Origin of the sequence: Rhodanobacter sp. B05 (assembly GCF_002001085.1) — a bacterium.
Classification (GTDB): Bacteria; Pseudomonadota; Gammaproteobacteria; order Xanthomonadales; family Rhodanobacteraceae; genus Rhodanobacter.
The window spans coordinates 202,157-217,206 of sequence record NZ_MUNU01000017.1 but is presented as its reverse complement, the minus strand read 5'-3'; the positions used below and the strand labels follow the sequence as shown (position 1 = coordinate 217,206).

Sequence of the window (15,050 nt, the reverse complement as noted above, 5' to 3'; positions counted from 1 at the left end):
GCCGCTCAACCGTTGCCGGTGGCGACACGCACATGCGTGCCGTCGGTCAGCAGCATCTGGCCGTCGGTGACCACGCGCTCGCCGCCGGCCAGGCCCTTGGCGATCACCACGCGATCGCCGCTGCCCGGTCCCAGCGTGACCATGCGCTGCTGCACGGTGTCGTTGGCGTCGAGCACGAACACGAAGTTGCCGTTCGGCGAGTTCTGCAGCGCCACCGCCGGCACCGTCACCACGTCGCTGAGCCGCGTGGTGGGCAGGGTCACCTGCACGAACTGGCCAGGCGTGAGGCGATCATCTGCATTCGGATAGCTGGCCTTGAGCTGGATCGTGCCGGTACTGGTATCCACCGCGTTGTTGACGAAGTCGAGCGTGGCCGCCAGCGGTGCGCCCTGCGTGCCGGGAATCGTGGCGCTCACCGCGACCGGGCCGCGCGCGGCGGCGGTCTTGACGCCGGCCAGCGCCGACTCCGGCACGGCGAACGTGAGATGGATCGGCCGCACCTGGTTCAGCACCACCAGGTCGGTGCTGTTCGCGCTCACCTGCGCGCCGGGATAGACCAGCGGCGCACCGGCGATGCTGTCCACCGGTGCGACGATCTGCGCATAGCCAAGCTGGGTCTGTGCCATCTCCACCGCGGCCTGGTCGGCCTTCACTGTGGCAGCGAACACGCCCACGTTTGCCTGGAAGTTGTCGTAGTCGGTCTTCGACACGTAGCCCTTGGCCAGCATCGGTGTGTAGCGGCGCAACACCGCCTGCGCGTTCGCCAGCTGCGCCTGATCCCTGGCGAGGTTGCCGCGCGATTGATCCAGCTGCGCCTGCAACAGGCTCGGATCGATCTTCGCGATCACCTGCCCCGCATGCACGCGGCCGCCCGGCGTGAATGCGATCGACTGCAGCTGGCCGCTGACCCGCGACTGCACGGTGACGGTGGAATACGCCTCGGCGCGGCCGATCACCTGCAGCGAGAGATCGAGGTTGCCGCGCTGCGCCAGCGCAACCTGCACCGGAATCGCGGCGGGTGTTTTCGGCGTGGCCGAAGTGCCGCTGCCGCCAAGCCAGCCGTGCAACACCAGGCCGATGACGACCAGCACCACGACGACCAGCACGAGTTTCTTCCAGGGTTTGTGCTGCATGACTTCTCTGGCCACGAGGGGCGTTGGCGCGGCGACCGCATCGCCTCGATGCAGCGCTGCCATGTAATGTCAGGATGGCATCAGGCGGTCCAACCCAGACGTAACGCGCGTCCGCATGGTCCGTTGACTGTCATGACACATTCTGCGCCTTCCTGCAGGTGCGGCGACCGGGACCTGTGGCACATGACAGCGGTGCCGAACCCGCCAGAAACCCGCTATCCGTCGCGATCCGGCGCCGCCTCGGCGCCATCCAGCGCCTGCAGGTTTTCCTTGATCCGGTTGAGCACGCCCAGCGCCTGGCGCAGTTCGTCGTACCCGATGCCACGGCTGGCATCCTTGCGCAGGTCGCGTGCGATCAGCTCCATGTCGCCGACGATCACCCGCGCCTGCTCGGTGACGTAGAGTCGCCAGGCGCGCCGGTCGCGCGGATCGGGCCGACGCTCGACGAAGCCGGCCGCCTGCAAGCGGTCGATGACCCGGCCCACCGCGATCGGCTCCATCTCCAGCAGTTCGGCCAGCTCGGTCTGGCGCAGGCCTTCGCGGTGGTACAACATCTTGGTGGCGCGCCACTGCGCCCGGGTCAGACCGAATTTCACCGCGCGCCGGTCGAAGTGCTTGCGGAACAGCAAGGTCACGTCGTTGAGCAGATACCCGAAGGAAAGGTCTTCCGTTTTCGCCATGATCCTGTCGCCACCCGCCATGCTCAAAGCCTGGTCGAAGCATAAGCTGCCCCTCGCCATGAAGCCATGCCTCTGAATATCGTCAGCGCCGACATCACCACGCTTGAGGTCGATGCCATCGTCAACGCGGCCAATCCGGGCCTGCTCGGCGGCGGCGGCGTGGATGGCGCGATCCATCGCGCGGCCGGGCCGGCGCTGCTGGAGGCCTGCCGCCGACTGCCCGAATCTTCGCCCGGCGTGCGCTGCCCCACCGGCGAGGCGCGCATCACGCCGGGGTTCGATCTGCCGGCGCGCCACGTGATCCACACCGTGGGGCCGGTCTGGCATGGCGGCACGCACGGTGAACCCATGCTGCTGGCGCGCTGCCATCGCAGTGCGTTGCGACTGCTGCGCGAACACGGCTTGCGCACGATCGCGTTTCCCGCGATCAGCTGCGGGATCTATGGCTATCCGGTCGCGCTGGCCGCCACGGTGGCGGTGGCCACGCTGCGCGATGAACTCGACCACGAAGAGGCGATCGGGATCACCTTGTGCTGTTTCAGCGAAACCGTCCGCAGCGTTTTCCAGCGCGCGCTGGACATGGCACTGCGTGGCGGGGAGCCGTTCAGTGCAACTTGAAGGGGTATAGCGGCGGCAGCGCCGCGCCGTCCCGATCCGCCGTTGCGCTGCGCCACGCGAAGCCCCGGCTGAATGCGTCGACCAGTTCCACGCCGGAATCGCCGCTGTCCGTCGACGTACCCGCGTAATGGCGTTGTTGCAGGGCTTCAATCGCCGCGTGTTGTGCGGCATCGTCAAGCGCCGCGGACAGCTCGCTCAGATGCTGGATACCCGGGCGTTCCGTGCGCGCCCAGGCCAGCAGGCAACGAGCCTGGGCCGCCACGTCGCTGTCGCGCGCCGCGGCGAGGAAGGCAATCCTGGCCTGATGCGCGCTGCTGGCGGGTGCCGGCGTCGGCTCGGCTCCGGGCGCCCGGCGCCTACGCCGACCCCACAGCCACCAGGCCAGCAGACTGCCCACCCACAGCGCGATGCTGCCTAGCGCGATCCAGCGCCAGGGCGTCGGCGCAGGCGCGGATGCCGCTGGACTGGCCGTCGCGGCAGCTGACGAAGTCGACGCCGGGACCGCAGGCTGCGTCGTGCCGCCACCGATCGCCGGCAGCACGGTGACGCTGCGCGCGGGTATCTGCGCCACCTCCATCTTGTCGGTGAGCACGTTCCACCACTTCAAGGTGGTCGCCGGTATGCTCAACGTGCCCGGGCGCTCGGGCACGATCGCAAACGCCTGCTGGCGCTGGCCGATGATCCACTGACCATCGACGTGATTGTGTGTCACCGGCTTGTCCGGGTAGACCGTCGCGCCATCCAGGGGTGGCAGGCTGAGCGCCGGCAAGGTGTCGTCGGAGAGTCCGGTCGCCTGCAGCGTCATGGTGAGGTTGAGCGGCTGCCCGACCCGTACTTGCTGCGGTGCCGGCCAGCCATCCAGGCTCAGGCTCAGGTCGCGCGCCGGCAACCAGGCGTGATTGCCCCAGTCGGACGGTGCGGCCTGCACCTCGATCGAGACGGCCGGCGCACTGACCGACACGTTGTCGGTGGCGCCGAAAAAGCTGTTGGGATCGCCCGGATCCATCGCCGCACCCTGGAAACTCGCCGCCGGAACATCCACGCGACCGGCCCGCTGCGGGGTCAGCGCGTAGCGTTGCTCGAAGACATGATACGTGCGGCCACCGCGCACGCTGTCGTACTGCAAACCCTTGCCGAGCGGATTCAATTCGACGCCGCTGACGTTGGGCACATTGATCGGCCCGCCGCTCAGATCATTCGCGTAGAACAGCTTCACTACGTAGCTGAACTGCTCGCCGACATAACCCTGCTGCGGTTCGACCCGCGCCTCCATGAAGACGTCCCGGTTTGGCGCTACGGCCGCCGCCGCACTCGGCGCACTGACTTCAAGCTGCAGCGGCGCGGTCTGCGCGCCCGCCACCTTCAGCGAAGGGACCTGCAACGTGCCGACGTGCTTCGGTCGCAACGCCACGCCGAAGGTGAGGCTGGAGGTGGCCTTGCCGTTGAGTATGCTGAGGCTGCTGTTCTGTGACGAACCAAGGATGTCGAAGTCCTGATAGAGCGCACTCAGGTCGGGCATGGCGACGTTGCCGCCCGCATCATCGACGCGCAGGTTCAACGTGACGGTATCGCCCAGTTGCACCTGGCTGCGATCCAGCGTGGCGGTGACCTGGCTGGCCCGCGCCGGCGCAGGAACGAGCAGCAGGGCGAGCAGGCAGCCCGCGATGACCCGTGCAAAACTCATGGCTGTCCATCCTCGTCCGGAGCACCGCCATGGCGCTCCTGGTATTCCAGTTCGAACTTGCGCCGCAGCAGCGCGCCGGGATCGTCCTGGACCCGTTGCAGGGCGTTGCGGAGATCCGCGGGCAACTTCGATTGCGGATCGTCCTTCCCCAACGCGCCGAGTTGGTGCGACGGGGCCTTGTCCGTGGGCTTGGCCGGCTGCGCGGCCAACGCCTGGTCCATCTGCTGCTTCAGCGCGTGCCGAGCCTGCTCGGCCTCGGCCGCTTGTTCGGCCCGTTCCTGCGCGCTCTGTGGCTTGGGCTGGTCGCCGGAGTGATTCTGGCCAGACTCATTCGGCGATTGCGATTGCCGACTCTGGTTCTGCCGATCCGAAGGCTTGCTGCCGTCCTGCGCCGACTTTTGCTGGGTCGAGTCCGGCTTGCCATCCTTGCCCTGATCACCTTGCGTCGACTGCTGCTTGCCGTCGCCCTGGCCGGATTGCTTTTTCTGACCCGACTTCTGTTGTTGCTGTTGCTGCTGTTGTTTTTTCTGCTGCTGCAACCAATCCTCGACCGCCTTGCGGTTGGCCTTGGCGTCGGCATTGGCCGGGTCGAGTTTCAGCGCCTCGTCATAGGCCTTGATCGCCTCCTCGTAGCGCTGAGCCCTGGCCAGCGCATTGCCGCGGTTGTACGCCGCATCGCCACCGCGCGCGTGCTGCAGCTCCGCCGCCGCTGCCGCATAGTCGCCGGCGCGATACGCCGCCACGCCGCGCCATGCGGGATCGCGGGCGAGCCGCTGCGCTTCCTGCGGACGACCCTTGCGCAACGCCTGCGCAGCCTGCTGGTCCGGCCGTTGCCAGAGATTTTTCCAGGCACCAGCTTCGGCACGGGTCGACAACAGCGGCAGGCAGGCCAGCAGCAGCAACAATAGCCAGCCGCGACGGAACACCGTGGCCACGATCAACAGCAACGGCAGCAGCAGCCAGGGGCCGCGATCCTGCCATTGATCGCCGAGCTGTCCGGTCGCCGTGGCCGTCGGCGCCTTGCGCAACTCGGCATGCAAGGCGTCGATGTCATGCGGGTCGGCGCTCATCGCCACGTAACGGCCGCCGCCGGCGCGGGCCAGCGCGGCGAGCGCCGCGTCGGCGCGACCGGCGAGCACCATGTCGCCCTTCGCATCGTGCAGGAAGCCGCCGTCGGACAGCGGCACCGGGCCGCCCTGCGCGGTGCCCACGCCGAGCACGGAGACATGCACGCCGGCGGCAAGCGCCTTGCGCGCCGCGGCATCCGCTGCCGCATCGGCCTGGTCGGTGATCAGCACCAGCGAGCCGCCACCGGCCTTGGCGTCATGCATCAGCTTCGCACCCAGGGCGATCGCCGCCGCCGCGTTGTTGCCGTCCACCGGCATCGTGTCCGGGGCCATCGCGTCGAGCAGGTCGCCCAGGCTATTCGCATCCGAGGTCAGCGGCGCCACCACGAACGCCTCGCCGGCATAGCCGATCAAGGCGTTGAGTCCATCGTGGTTGCTGGCAAGCAGATCGTGCGCCTTGTAACGCGCCCGATCGAGCCGGCTCGGCGCCACGTCGCGCGCCAGCATGTGCCGGGACAGCGAGATCGCCACCACCTGTGCCGGACGACTCGCATACAGCGGTTGCTCGACACGGCTCCAGGTCGGGCCGGCCAGGGCCAGCGTGGCCAGCAACCAGCCCAGTGCGCACAGCCACAACGGCAGGTATCGATGGCGCGCCTGCCCGCGCAGCAGATACGGCAGCAGATCGGCGTCGACCAGCCGTGACAGTTCCAACTGGCCACCGTCACGCCGCCAGCGCGGCAGCGCCAGCAGCGGCAACATGGCCAGCGCCAGCAGCCACCATGGGCGCAGAAAATGAAACTGCTGCAGCAGCTCGCTCATGTGCGCTGCTCCGACGGATTTCGCCACCGGCGCGGCATGATTGCAAACAGCAGCAGGACGATCGAGCCCAGCAACGGCCAGCGGAACAACTCGTGTCGCGGACGCAGGCTCGGCCCGTGTTGCGGCATCGGCTCCAGCGCATCGATCGTGCGATAGGCGTCCGCAAGTTCGCTGCTGTCGGTGGCGCGGAAGAATCGGCCACCGGTTTCCCTGGCGATCGCGGTGAGCATGTCCGCATCGAGATCCGCCGAAGGATTCACCAGCTGCATGCCGAAGAAGCCGGGAATCTGCATTTGCGTGGCGCCGATGCCGATCGTGTAAATGCGCACGCCGGCCGCCTTGGCTGCCCGCGCCGCTTCGCGTGGCGCGATGTTGCCGGCGTTGTTCACGCCGTCGGTGAGCAGCACCAGCACGCGTGCCTGTTCGGGCAACGCCGACAAGCGTTTCACCGCCACTGCGATCGCGTCGCCGATCGCGGTCTGACTGCCGGCCAGCCCCACCGCGGCACCCTGCAATTGCGCACGTACCGCCGACAGGTCGTAGGTCAGCGGGGTGACCAGGAAGGCCTGGCTGCCGAACAGGATCAGCCCCATTTCGTCGCCGCTGCGCCGGCTGATGAAGTCACCGGCGATCGCCTCCACCGCGCCGAAGCGACTGACCGACTGGCCGGCCAGCTGCATGTCCGGCGTGCGCATGCTGCCGGACAGATCCACGGCCAGCATCAAGGCACGCCCGCTGCGCTGCTGCGCCTGCGGCGGCCCCAGCCACTGCGGTCGCGCCGCCGCGAGCAGCAGGCACAGCCAGGCCAGCGCCAGCAACCATGGTGTTGCACCGTGCGCGCGCTTGTCCGCCACGGTGCTCAGCGGCACGCCGGGCTGCGGCAGGTGCAAGGCTTGCCCCGGCGCCGCCGGGTGCCACCATCGCCGCAGCAGCCACGGCCACGGCAGCAGCAGGATGATCCAGGGCCAGGCGAACTCAGGCATCGGCGGCCTCCCGCTCCGGCGCCATCTTCTCCCAGTTGGACGGCTTTACGGCCAGACGCAGCCATTGTCTGGTTGCTGCGACGATGGCTTCCCGGTCGCCTTCGCCCGGGGGCTGGTAGATCAGCCGATCGAGTGCAACCAGTTGATCCAGGGTTGCGGCGTCGACCGGCACCCGCGCCAGCGTCTCGCGCCACGCGCCGCCTCGCTGCCGGATGGCATCGGCATCGTGTTGACGCGCCACCCGTCGCAACAGTTGATGGAGGCCCTGCAGCAAAGTAGCCGGACTGCCGTCACCATGGTGCCGGCACACCAGCTGCTCCAGTTCATCCAGGACCTGCTTGCGCCGGCGCTGTGCGCGACGATGGCGACGCCAGGCCCAGGCCGCCATCACGCCAAGCAACAACACGATGGCGGCGAGCAGCCACCAGCCTGGTGCCGGTGGCCACCACGATGGCGCAGCGGGAAGATGGATGTCACGCAGGCTGGGCCCGGAGGCGCCAGCCGCGGCCGCGTGTGATCCGGTCCCGGCATTCATCGCGGAATCCCCGGGCGACCGATCAGCCCGGACACGGCGTCGAACGGATCCGCGGTGGTGTCGATACTTGCGCTGCGCAAGCCCAGCGAACTGGCCAGACCAGCCAGCCGCCTGACTCCGGTACCCAGCGTGCGCTGGAAGTCGCTGCGTTGGCGCGCCGATTGCAGCAGTACCTCGCGACGCTCGCCGGCATGCTCGAGCGGGTAGCGCCCCGGCGGCGCCAGCGCCAGCTCCAGCGGATCGGCCACCACCAGCACGCTGACCGCAGCGCGCCGGGTCAGGTCCAGCAGCCGTTGGCGCGCCGCGGGATCGCAGCTGAATCCGTCACTGATCAGCAGCACCCGACTGGCGCCATGCGACACCTGGGCGGCACGCATCAAGACATCGGACAACGCCTGCGATCGTTCCAAGCGCGGACCGGCATCCCATTGCGCCAGCGCGCCGCACACGGCAAGCGCGCCGCGCGGACCCGCCTGGGGCCGCAGCAGGTGATCGACTCCGCCGAACGCGAGCACACCGACCCGTTCGCCGGCGTGCGTGGCGTACCATGCCGCCAGCGCCGCCGAACGCGCCGCCTGCACCGACTTGAAGCGCTGCCGCGTGCCGAAAACCATGCTGGCGTGAGTGTCGAGCAGGATCAGCAGACAGCCTTCGCGATCCTCCTGGAACAACTTGGTATGCAGCCGGCCGCTGCGCGCGGTGAGCCGCCAGTCCAGCCGGCGCACGTCATCGCCTGCCTGGTAGACCCGCGATTCGGCATAGTCCATGCCACGGCCGTATAGACGGCTGGACTGCTGCCCATGGCGGGCCGCACGGGTCGACAACGGTGCCATGTGCACATGGCCGACGCGGCTGCGCAGCGCGATCAGTTCGGCCAACGAGACCGCGCTGCGACCATCGCCCTCGGCAGGGGTTGACGACACCGCACTCACGGCAGCGGCACGAGATCCAGCAGGCGCGCGATCACCTGATCCGGTCGCACGCCCTCGGCCTGCGCCTCGTAGCTGAGCAGCACGCGGTGTCGCAGCACTTCGTGGGCAATCGCATGCACGTCCTCGGGCAACACATAGGCGCGACCGGCAAGCCATGCCTGCGCGCGCGCGCAGCGATCCAGCGCGATGGTGGCGCGCGGACTGCCGCCCCAGGCGATCCAGCGCTTGAGTTCCGCACCGTAGCGGCCGGCATCACGCGTAGCGAGCACAAGCTGCGCCAGATACTCCTCCAGCGCCGGCGCCATGTGCACGGCCATTGCAGCATCGCGTGCGGCAAACACATCGGGCTGGCTGAGCAGTGCCTGCGGTGGCGGCACGGGATGGGCGCGCCGGCTGGCCTGTTCGCGTGCCAGCTTGAGGATCGCCAGCTCGGAGGCGGCATCGGGATAGCCGATCGTCACATGCATCAGGAAACGATCGAGCTGGGCCTCCGGCAGGTTGAAGGTGCCTTCCTGCTCGATCGGATTCTGGGTGGCCATCACCATGAAAAGATCCGGCAGCTGCCAGGTGCTGCGGCCCACCGTGATCTGCTGCTCGGCCATCGCCTCCAGCAGCGCGGACTGCACCTTGGCCGGCGCGCGATTGATCTCGTCGGCCAGGATGATGTTGTGGAACAGCGGGCCGCGCTCGAACTCGAAGCTGCCCGATTGCGGGCGAAACACGTCGGTGCCGGTGAGGTCGGCGGGCAGCAGGTCGGGCGTGAACTGGACGCGGTGGAAGTCCGCCTCGATCCGCGCCGCCAGCGCTTTCACCGCCGTGGTCTTGGCCAGGCCGGGCGCGCCTTCGACCAGCAGATGGCCATCGGCCAGCAGGGCGACCAGCAGACAGTCGACCAAGCGGGGCTGACCGATGATGCAGAGCCTCAACTCGTCACGCAGGCGTGCGAAGGACTGTTGCAGTGGGCTGAGGGGCGAGGTTTCGGGCATGTCCATGATCGGCTTCCGGTTCGGCTTGGCACCTGCGCGCCCGCTCCATGAGGGCGGCTCGTCGGCGTCCCTCTGACCATCATCTGCGTCGGAAGTTTAATTCTGTCGGTCGCACCGGCGGGAAAGCACGAAAAAGGGCGGCCTGGGCCGCCCTTCTCCGCTGCCGCAAGGCAACTTACTGCAAGGTGTCGCTGAGGATCCGCGGGGTCACGAAGATCAGCAACTCGGCCTTGGAGGTTGTGCGCTTGGTATCACGGAACAGCGCGCCGATGCCGGGGATGTCGCCCAGCCCGGGCACCTTGGATACCGTGTTGTTCTTGTTGACCTCGTAGATGCCACCGAGCACGACGGTCTGTCCGTTGTCGACCAGGGCCGAGGTATTCACCTCGCGCGTGTCGATCTGCGGCACCTGGCCGTTCGGGGTGTTGACGAACGCGGCCAGTGCATCCTTCTTGACGTTGATCGCGAGGTAGACCCGATTGTCGGCGGTGATCGTCGGCGTCACCTTCAGTTCCAGCACAGCGTCCTTGAACTGCACCGAAGCGGTCGGCGCGCCACCGGCACCAGCACCCTGGTTCTGATAGGTGACGTAGCCGATTTCCTGGCCCTGGCGGATCACCGCTTCCTGCTGGTTGGCGGTGATCACGCGCGGGCTGGAGATCACCTCGCCACGACCCTCGGTCTGCGCCGCGGAGAGCTCGAGATCGAGCGCGTAGTTGGCACCCAGGATGGCGAAGCCCAGCGTGCTGCCGCCCTGTGCCGGCAGGTTCACGTTGAAGCCACCCGGCAGGGTCACCGCGCCAGGATGCGGCGCGGCGCCATTGCTGCCGTTGGCCACCCAGTCGCTGTAGGCATTGTTGTAGTTGACGATGTTGTTGTGGACACCAGTACCGTAGGTCAACGCGCCATCGCCCGTCGGCGCCGTGGTGATGATGTTGTTCTTGTTGACCTGGGCGCCGGACACGCCCCACTTCACGCCCAGTTCGCGGGTGAAGTCGTCGGTGGCCACCACGATGCGCGACTCGATCAGCACCTGCTGCACCGGCTTGTCGAGCACGGCGATCAGATCACGCAACTGCTTGATCTTTTCCGGCGTGTCGTTGATCAGCAGGGTGTTGGTGCGCTGGTCGAACGAGACGCTGCCGCGCGGCGAGAGGAAGCCACGCTGGGTGTTGGAACTGCCGCCACCGCCACCGCCCTGCATGCTGCCAGTGGTCAGCAACTTGGCGATGTCCGAGGCCTTGCCGTAGCTGATCGGCACGTAGTCGGTGACCAGCTCGGCGGTATCCTGCGCCTTCAGCTTGGCGTCGGCGAGATCCTGCTCGTACTTGGCCAGCTCGGCCTGCGGGGCCACCCAGATGACGTTGCCGTTGCGGCGCTTGTCCAGGCTCTTGGCACGCAGGATCACGTCCAGCGCCTGATCCCAGGGCACGTTGACCAGGCGCAGGGTGACGCTGCCGCCGACGCTGTCGGACGCCACCAGATTGAGGCCGGAGATGTCGGCGATCAACTGCAGCGCCGAGCGCACCGGGATGTCCTGGAAGTTGAAGGTGACGCGCTTGCCGTTGTAACTCGGCTCCTTGTCCAGTTGGGCCAGCTTGTCTGTCTTGGCGTCGGCCTTTTTCGGCGCCACTTCGACCACGTACTGATCAGGCGTCTGGTAGGCGGAGGCGTCGACGCTGCCCTTGGTGCTGATCTCGATGCGCGCACCACCACCGCTGCCGGCGCGGGTGACGATGGACTGAACCGGGGTGGCGAAGTCCAGCGTATCCAGGCGCTGGGCCAGGTTGGCCGGCAGGTTCGCATGGTCGATGGTGACCAGCACCTTGTCGCCTTGATGGGTCATTTCGGCATTCGCGCCGCTGCCGCTGAAGCTGACCAGCACGCGGCCTTCACCGTTCGGACCGCGGCGGAAATCGATGTTGGAAATGGCGGGGCCTTCCGAGGATGAAGGCAGCGCCTTGGTCGGATCGATGGTGGCTGCGGTGGTGACCGCCTGATTCGCGCTGCCGTTGTTGACGGTGAGCACCAGGCTGTGGCCGTCGACGCGGCTGCGATAGCTGGACGCGCGCATCAGTTCGACCACGACGCGGGTGCGGCCCCCGGCCGAAACCGCCGATACGCCCGAGGTCGAGCCCTTGCCGATGTCCAGGTGGCGCGCGGCGGCGTTGTCGGTATCAGGCAGGTCGACCGCAATGCGCGGCGGGTTTTCGGTCGTGAAGATCCTCGGCTCCGGCACCGGACCGTCGCCAAAGTCCATGTGCAGTTCGACGCCGCCGCCAGGCAGGGCGTCGTAGCTGATGTTCTTCAGCGTGGCCGCTGCCGCCATCGCGGCGCTGGCCCAGGTGGCACCGATGATCAGCAGACCCATCAGGATGTAACGGCTCGCATGGCGCATGACTCGGCCCCGCACGGATTGGATTTGGTTGCTCATTGCATCTGCCCCTGTATTCCTATTGCTCGCCGAGCGCGATGCTGGCGGGACGTTCCATCCAGCCACCATTGCCGTTGGATACCAGCTCGACCAGATCCACATGGTCTTCGCTGATGGCGGTGATATGCCCGTAGTTCTGGCCCATGTATTCCCCCACATGGACGCGATGGATGACGCCACCCGGATCCTTGATCAGGACCTCCATCTGCGGGCCCACACCGACCGAACCGACCATCTTGAGGCTGTCCAGCGCGAACATCTCCAGCGGCTCCCTGGCCCGGTTGGCGTCCGGTCGCGGACCGCTGTTGGCGCTGCTGTTCTGCAGTTCGGTCGTACTCGGGCTGAACGGGTCACGCCTGTCCTGATCGTCGTACTTGAACGTCTCGAAGGTCTTGATCACGGGCAGCGGCGGAATCGGCGAGCCTTTCCTGGCCTTCTCCTGGGCTACCCAGGCGCGCAGGTCCGACATGCCGCGGGTGCATCCTGCCAGCACCAGCGCTACCGCCAGCATCAAGGCCAGGCGCGCCAGCTGGGCGGATCTGCGGGAAATCGACGTGTTCATCATTTCTTCGCCCCCGCCTTGTTTTTGCTCGCGGCGGCGCTTTCCTCGTCATCCAGATAGCGGTAGGTCTTGACCGTGCCCTGCAGCACCAGCTGGCCGCCGCCTGCCGCCCCCGCCTTGGCTGGCGCCTTCGGGGTCAGCGAGACATCGTGGAGGGTGAGGATCACCACCCGTGGCAACGAGGCCACGCCACTGATGAAGGTGCCGAACTGGTGGTAGGTGCCGACGAAGCGCAACGAAATCGGCTTTTCCGCGTAGAAGTCCTTCGGCGTCTCCGGGCCGGGCTGAAACAGTTCGGTGTCGAGGCCGGCCGCCTGGGCGGTCTGCGAGATGTCGGTCAGCAGCTCCGGCATCTCGGTCTTGCTGGGCAACTGGCGCAGCAACTGGCGCAGCATGTCCTGCATCTCGTCGAGCTGCTGCTGCAGCGCCTCGAGGTTGACCGACTTGGCCTGCTTGGTGGCGAACTCCTGCTTGAGCTGGTTCTCCTTGCCGGCAAGCGTATTCAGGCTGTCCTGCTGGTCGCTGACGAAGAAATACCAGCCCACCAGCAACACCACGGCACACAGCAGCGCGGTGAAGAAGATCTTGACCGACTGCGGCCAGCCACCAACGTTGTTTCGATCGAGGTTCTGGATATCAGTCAGGAAACTCATGATCCGGCGCCTCCCTTGGCAGCGGCGGCACTCGCCGGCGTGGCTTCCGGCGACGGCTTGGCGACGGTCGTGGGGACTGCCGCCGGCGGCGGCGTCATGGCCTTGGCGGCCGTGCCAGGCGTCGCGGGTACGGCCGGATTGGCACTGGAGGCGGCATCGGCCGGCTCCACCGCAGTCTTGCCGGCATCGGTCTCGTCGGTCTTGGGGCGGCTCAGCGATACGTTCAGGCCGAACGTATAGGGCATGCGGGTGGCGTCATGGGTGTTTTCGGTCTTGCGCAGATCCGCATGACCCATCCACGGCGAAGCCTCGATGTTGCGCATGTACTCGGCGACGCTGGCATTGGACTGCGCCACGCCATCGAGCGACATCGACTGGCCGCTTTGCTTGAGCGCGGTCAGGCGTGCGCTGGACGGGATCGTCTTCACCAGTTCGTCGAACAGATGCACCATCTGCGAGCGATCGGCCTGCAGCTGTTCGATGATCTGCTTGCGCGCCAGCAGGTGCGCGCGCACCGTTTCCAGGTCCTTGATCTTGGCGATGCGCACGTCCAGTTGCTTGATTTCGGTCTGCAGGTACGCGTTGCGCTCGTTCTGGTTGTCGATGCGCATGTTCATCCAGATGTACCAGATCAGCAGCAGGCCGAGCGCCACCACGAAGGCGGCTGCCAGCTGCATGTAGAACTCGCGTTCACGCTGCTTGCGCCGTTCCGCGCGCCACGGAAGTAGGTTGACGTGTGCCATCAGTCGAAGCTCCTCAAGGCGAGGCCGACCGCGATCATCAGGGCCGGCGCGTCCTGCGCCAGCGCCTGGGCCTGCACCCGGGGCGACAGCGACATGCGGGCCAGCGGGTTGGCGACCACGCAAGGCACCCCGAGCTGTTCTTCCAGCATCGAGCCCAGCCCCTCAATCGAGGCGCAACCTCCGGCCAGCACCACCTGATCGACCTTGCTGTATTCGCTGCCGGCGAAGAAGAATTGCAGCAGGCGGCTGATCTGCTGGATCAGCGATTCCTTGAACGGTTCCAGCGCCTCGGTCTCGTAGGACTCGGGCAGGCCGCCCTTGCGCTTGGCGCGACCGGCCTCCTCGTAGGAGAGCCCGAAGCGTCGCATGATTTCGTCGGTCAACTGCTTGCCGCCGAACACCTGCTCGCGTGAATAGATGGTCCGCTGGTTGCGCAGCACGGAGAGCGTGGTCATGGTGGCGCCGATGTCGACCACCGCCACCAGGGCGTCGCGGCCGACATTGAGCTGGTCGGCCACCATCGCGAACGCGTTCTCCATCGCGAACGCCTCGACGTCGATCACAGCGGCGGTAAGCCCGCCCAGGTCGAGCGCCGCCACGCGCATGTCCACGTTCTCGGTACGCGAGGCCGCCAGCAGCACGTTGTTCATGTCCGGGTTGTCGCGTACCGGGCCGATCACCTCGTAGTCGAGGCTGACTTCGTCGATCGGATAGGGGATGTACTGATTCGCCTCGACCTGGATCTGTCCTTCGAGGTCATCGTCGGACAGCTCGCTGGTCATCGGGATGATGCGGGTGATCACCGCCGACCCGGCGACCGCTGCCGAGGCATGCTTGAGCTTGGAACCCGACCGCGCCAGCGCCCGACGGATCGCGTCGCCCACCGCCTCGACCTCGACGATGTTCTTCTCGACCACCGCATTGGGCGGCAGGGGCTCGACCGCGTAATGCTCCACGCGATAGCGCCCGCCCGCCTGACTCAGCTGCAGCAGCTTGACGGCGGTCGAACTGATGTCGACGCCAATCAGCGCCGGCTTCTTCGGTGTAAAGAGCCCCACGGTGTTTCCCCCTTGCCGCTGACGCCCTGGCCAGATTTCTGGCGGGGTGCGCAGTGGCATTAAATCGAAAAATTAACGTAAAGGCAACGGCCTACGGAAACTTTCTCAAGTAAATGGCGTGATGTCCACCACATTTGCAGCTCTTGCCATGCTGGCTCGG

At 67.0% G+C, this 15,050-nt stretch carries 14 protein-coding genes; 1 reads left to right on the top strand and 13 read right to left on the bottom strand.

What is annotated here, in order from left to right; all coding sequences use genetic code 11:
* Positions 1–5: 5 nt before the first annotated feature.
* Together B0E47_RS12335 and B0E47_RS12330 are read right to left on the bottom strand one after the other, a co-directional pair.
* Positions 6–1,133 carry an efflux RND transporter periplasmic adaptor subunit gene (locus B0E47_RS12335; RefSeq protein ID WP_077514779.1) on the bottom strand — a complete coding sequence of 376 codons (1,128 nt, stop codon included), beginning with the start codon at positions 1,131–1,133 and terminating at the stop codon, positions 6–8.
* A 215-nt stretch (positions 1,134–1,348) separates the two neighbouring features.
* On the bottom strand, positions 1,349–1,813 hold the full coding sequence (locus tag B0E47_RS12330) for a MarR family winged helix-turn-helix transcriptional regulator (protein ID WP_077514778.1): 465 nt from the start codon (positions 1,811–1,813) through the stop codon (positions 1,349–1,351).
* Between the two features lie 66 nt (positions 1,814–1,879).
* Here B0E47_RS12330 and B0E47_RS12325 point away from each other — a divergent pair, with 66 nt between their 5' ends.
* Positions 1,880–2,431, top strand: a complete 552-nt coding sequence (locus B0E47_RS12325; RefSeq protein WP_077514556.1) for an O-acetyl-ADP-ribose deacetylase — start codon at positions 1,880–1,882, stop codon at positions 2,429–2,431.
* Here the strand turns inward: B0E47_RS12325 and B0E47_RS12320 are convergent.
* The 11 genes from B0E47_RS12320 to B0E47_RS12270 all read right to left on the bottom strand — a co-directional run bounded on the left by B0E47_RS12320 (position 2,418) and on the right by B0E47_RS12270 (position 14,890).
* A complete protein-coding gene (locus tag B0E47_RS12320) occupies positions 2,418–4,115 on the bottom strand; it encodes a BatD family protein (protein WP_077514555.1) in 1,698 nt (565 codons plus the stop codon). The two genes, B0E47_RS12325 and B0E47_RS12320, sit on opposite strands and share 14 nt — an antisense overlap.
* On the bottom strand, positions 4,112–6,004 hold the full coding sequence (locus tag B0E47_RS12315) for a VWA domain-containing protein (RefSeq protein ID WP_077514554.1): 1,893 nt from the start codon (positions 6,002–6,004) through the stop codon (positions 4,112–4,114). The genes B0E47_RS12320 and B0E47_RS12315 overlap by 4 nt, the downstream gene beginning before the upstream one ends.
* Positions 6,001–6,987, bottom strand: coding sequence for a VWA domain-containing protein (locus B0E47_RS12310; protein WP_077514553.1), 987 nt, complete (start codon positions 6,985–6,987; stop codon positions 6,001–6,003). Before B0E47_RS12310 ends, B0E47_RS12315 begins: the two co-directional genes overlap by 4 nt.
* Positions 6,980–7,522 (bottom strand): DUF4381 domain-containing protein, encoded by a 543-nt coding sequence (locus B0E47_RS12305; RefSeq protein ID WP_077514552.1) that lies wholly within the window; start codon positions 7,520–7,522, stop codon positions 6,980–6,982. Before B0E47_RS12305 ends, B0E47_RS12310 begins: the two co-directional genes overlap by 8 nt.
* The gene (locus tag B0E47_RS12300; protein WP_077514551.1) at positions 7,519–8,454 is read right to left on the bottom strand and encodes a DUF58 domain-containing protein; all 936 of its coding nucleotides are present in this window, start codon (positions 8,452–8,454) and stop codon (positions 7,519–7,521) included. Before B0E47_RS12300 ends, B0E47_RS12305 begins: the two co-directional genes overlap by 4 nt.
* Positions 8,451–9,446: a MoxR family ATPase gene (locus tag B0E47_RS12295; protein WP_077514550.1), complete on the bottom strand. Its 996-nt coding sequence runs from the start codon at positions 9,444–9,446 to the stop codon at positions 8,451–8,453. Before B0E47_RS12295 ends, B0E47_RS12300 begins: the two co-directional genes overlap by 4 nt.
* Before the next feature lie 169 nt (positions 9,447–9,615).
* Positions 9,616–11,838, bottom strand: a complete 2,223-nt coding sequence (locus B0E47_RS12290; RefSeq protein WP_077514549.1) for a type IV pilus secretin PilQ — start codon at positions 11,836–11,838, stop codon at positions 9,616–9,618.
* 55 nt (positions 11,839–11,893) lie between these two features.
* Positions 11,894–12,439, bottom strand: coding sequence for a pilus assembly protein PilP (locus B0E47_RS12285; RefSeq protein WP_077514548.1), 546 nt, complete (start codon positions 12,437–12,439; stop codon positions 11,894–11,896).
* The gene (gene pilO, locus B0E47_RS12280; RefSeq protein ID WP_077514547.1) at positions 12,436–13,089 is read right to left on the bottom strand and encodes a type 4a pilus biogenesis protein PilO; all 654 of its coding nucleotides are present in this window, start codon (positions 13,087–13,089) and stop codon (positions 12,436–12,438) included. The genes B0E47_RS12285 and pilO overlap by 4 nt, the downstream gene beginning before the upstream one ends.
* On the bottom strand, positions 13,086–13,832 hold the full coding sequence (locus tag B0E47_RS12275) for a PilN domain-containing protein (protein ID WP_077514546.1): 747 nt from the start codon (positions 13,830–13,832) through the stop codon (positions 13,086–13,088). The genes pilO and B0E47_RS12275 overlap by 4 nt, the downstream gene beginning before the upstream one ends.
* Positions 13,832–14,890: a pilus assembly protein PilM gene (locus B0E47_RS12270; protein WP_077514545.1), complete on the bottom strand. Its 1,059-nt coding sequence runs from the start codon at positions 14,888–14,890 to the stop codon at positions 13,832–13,834. Before B0E47_RS12270 ends, B0E47_RS12275 begins: the two co-directional genes overlap by 1 nt.
* Between the last annotated feature and the right edge of the window lie 160 nt (positions 14,891–15,050).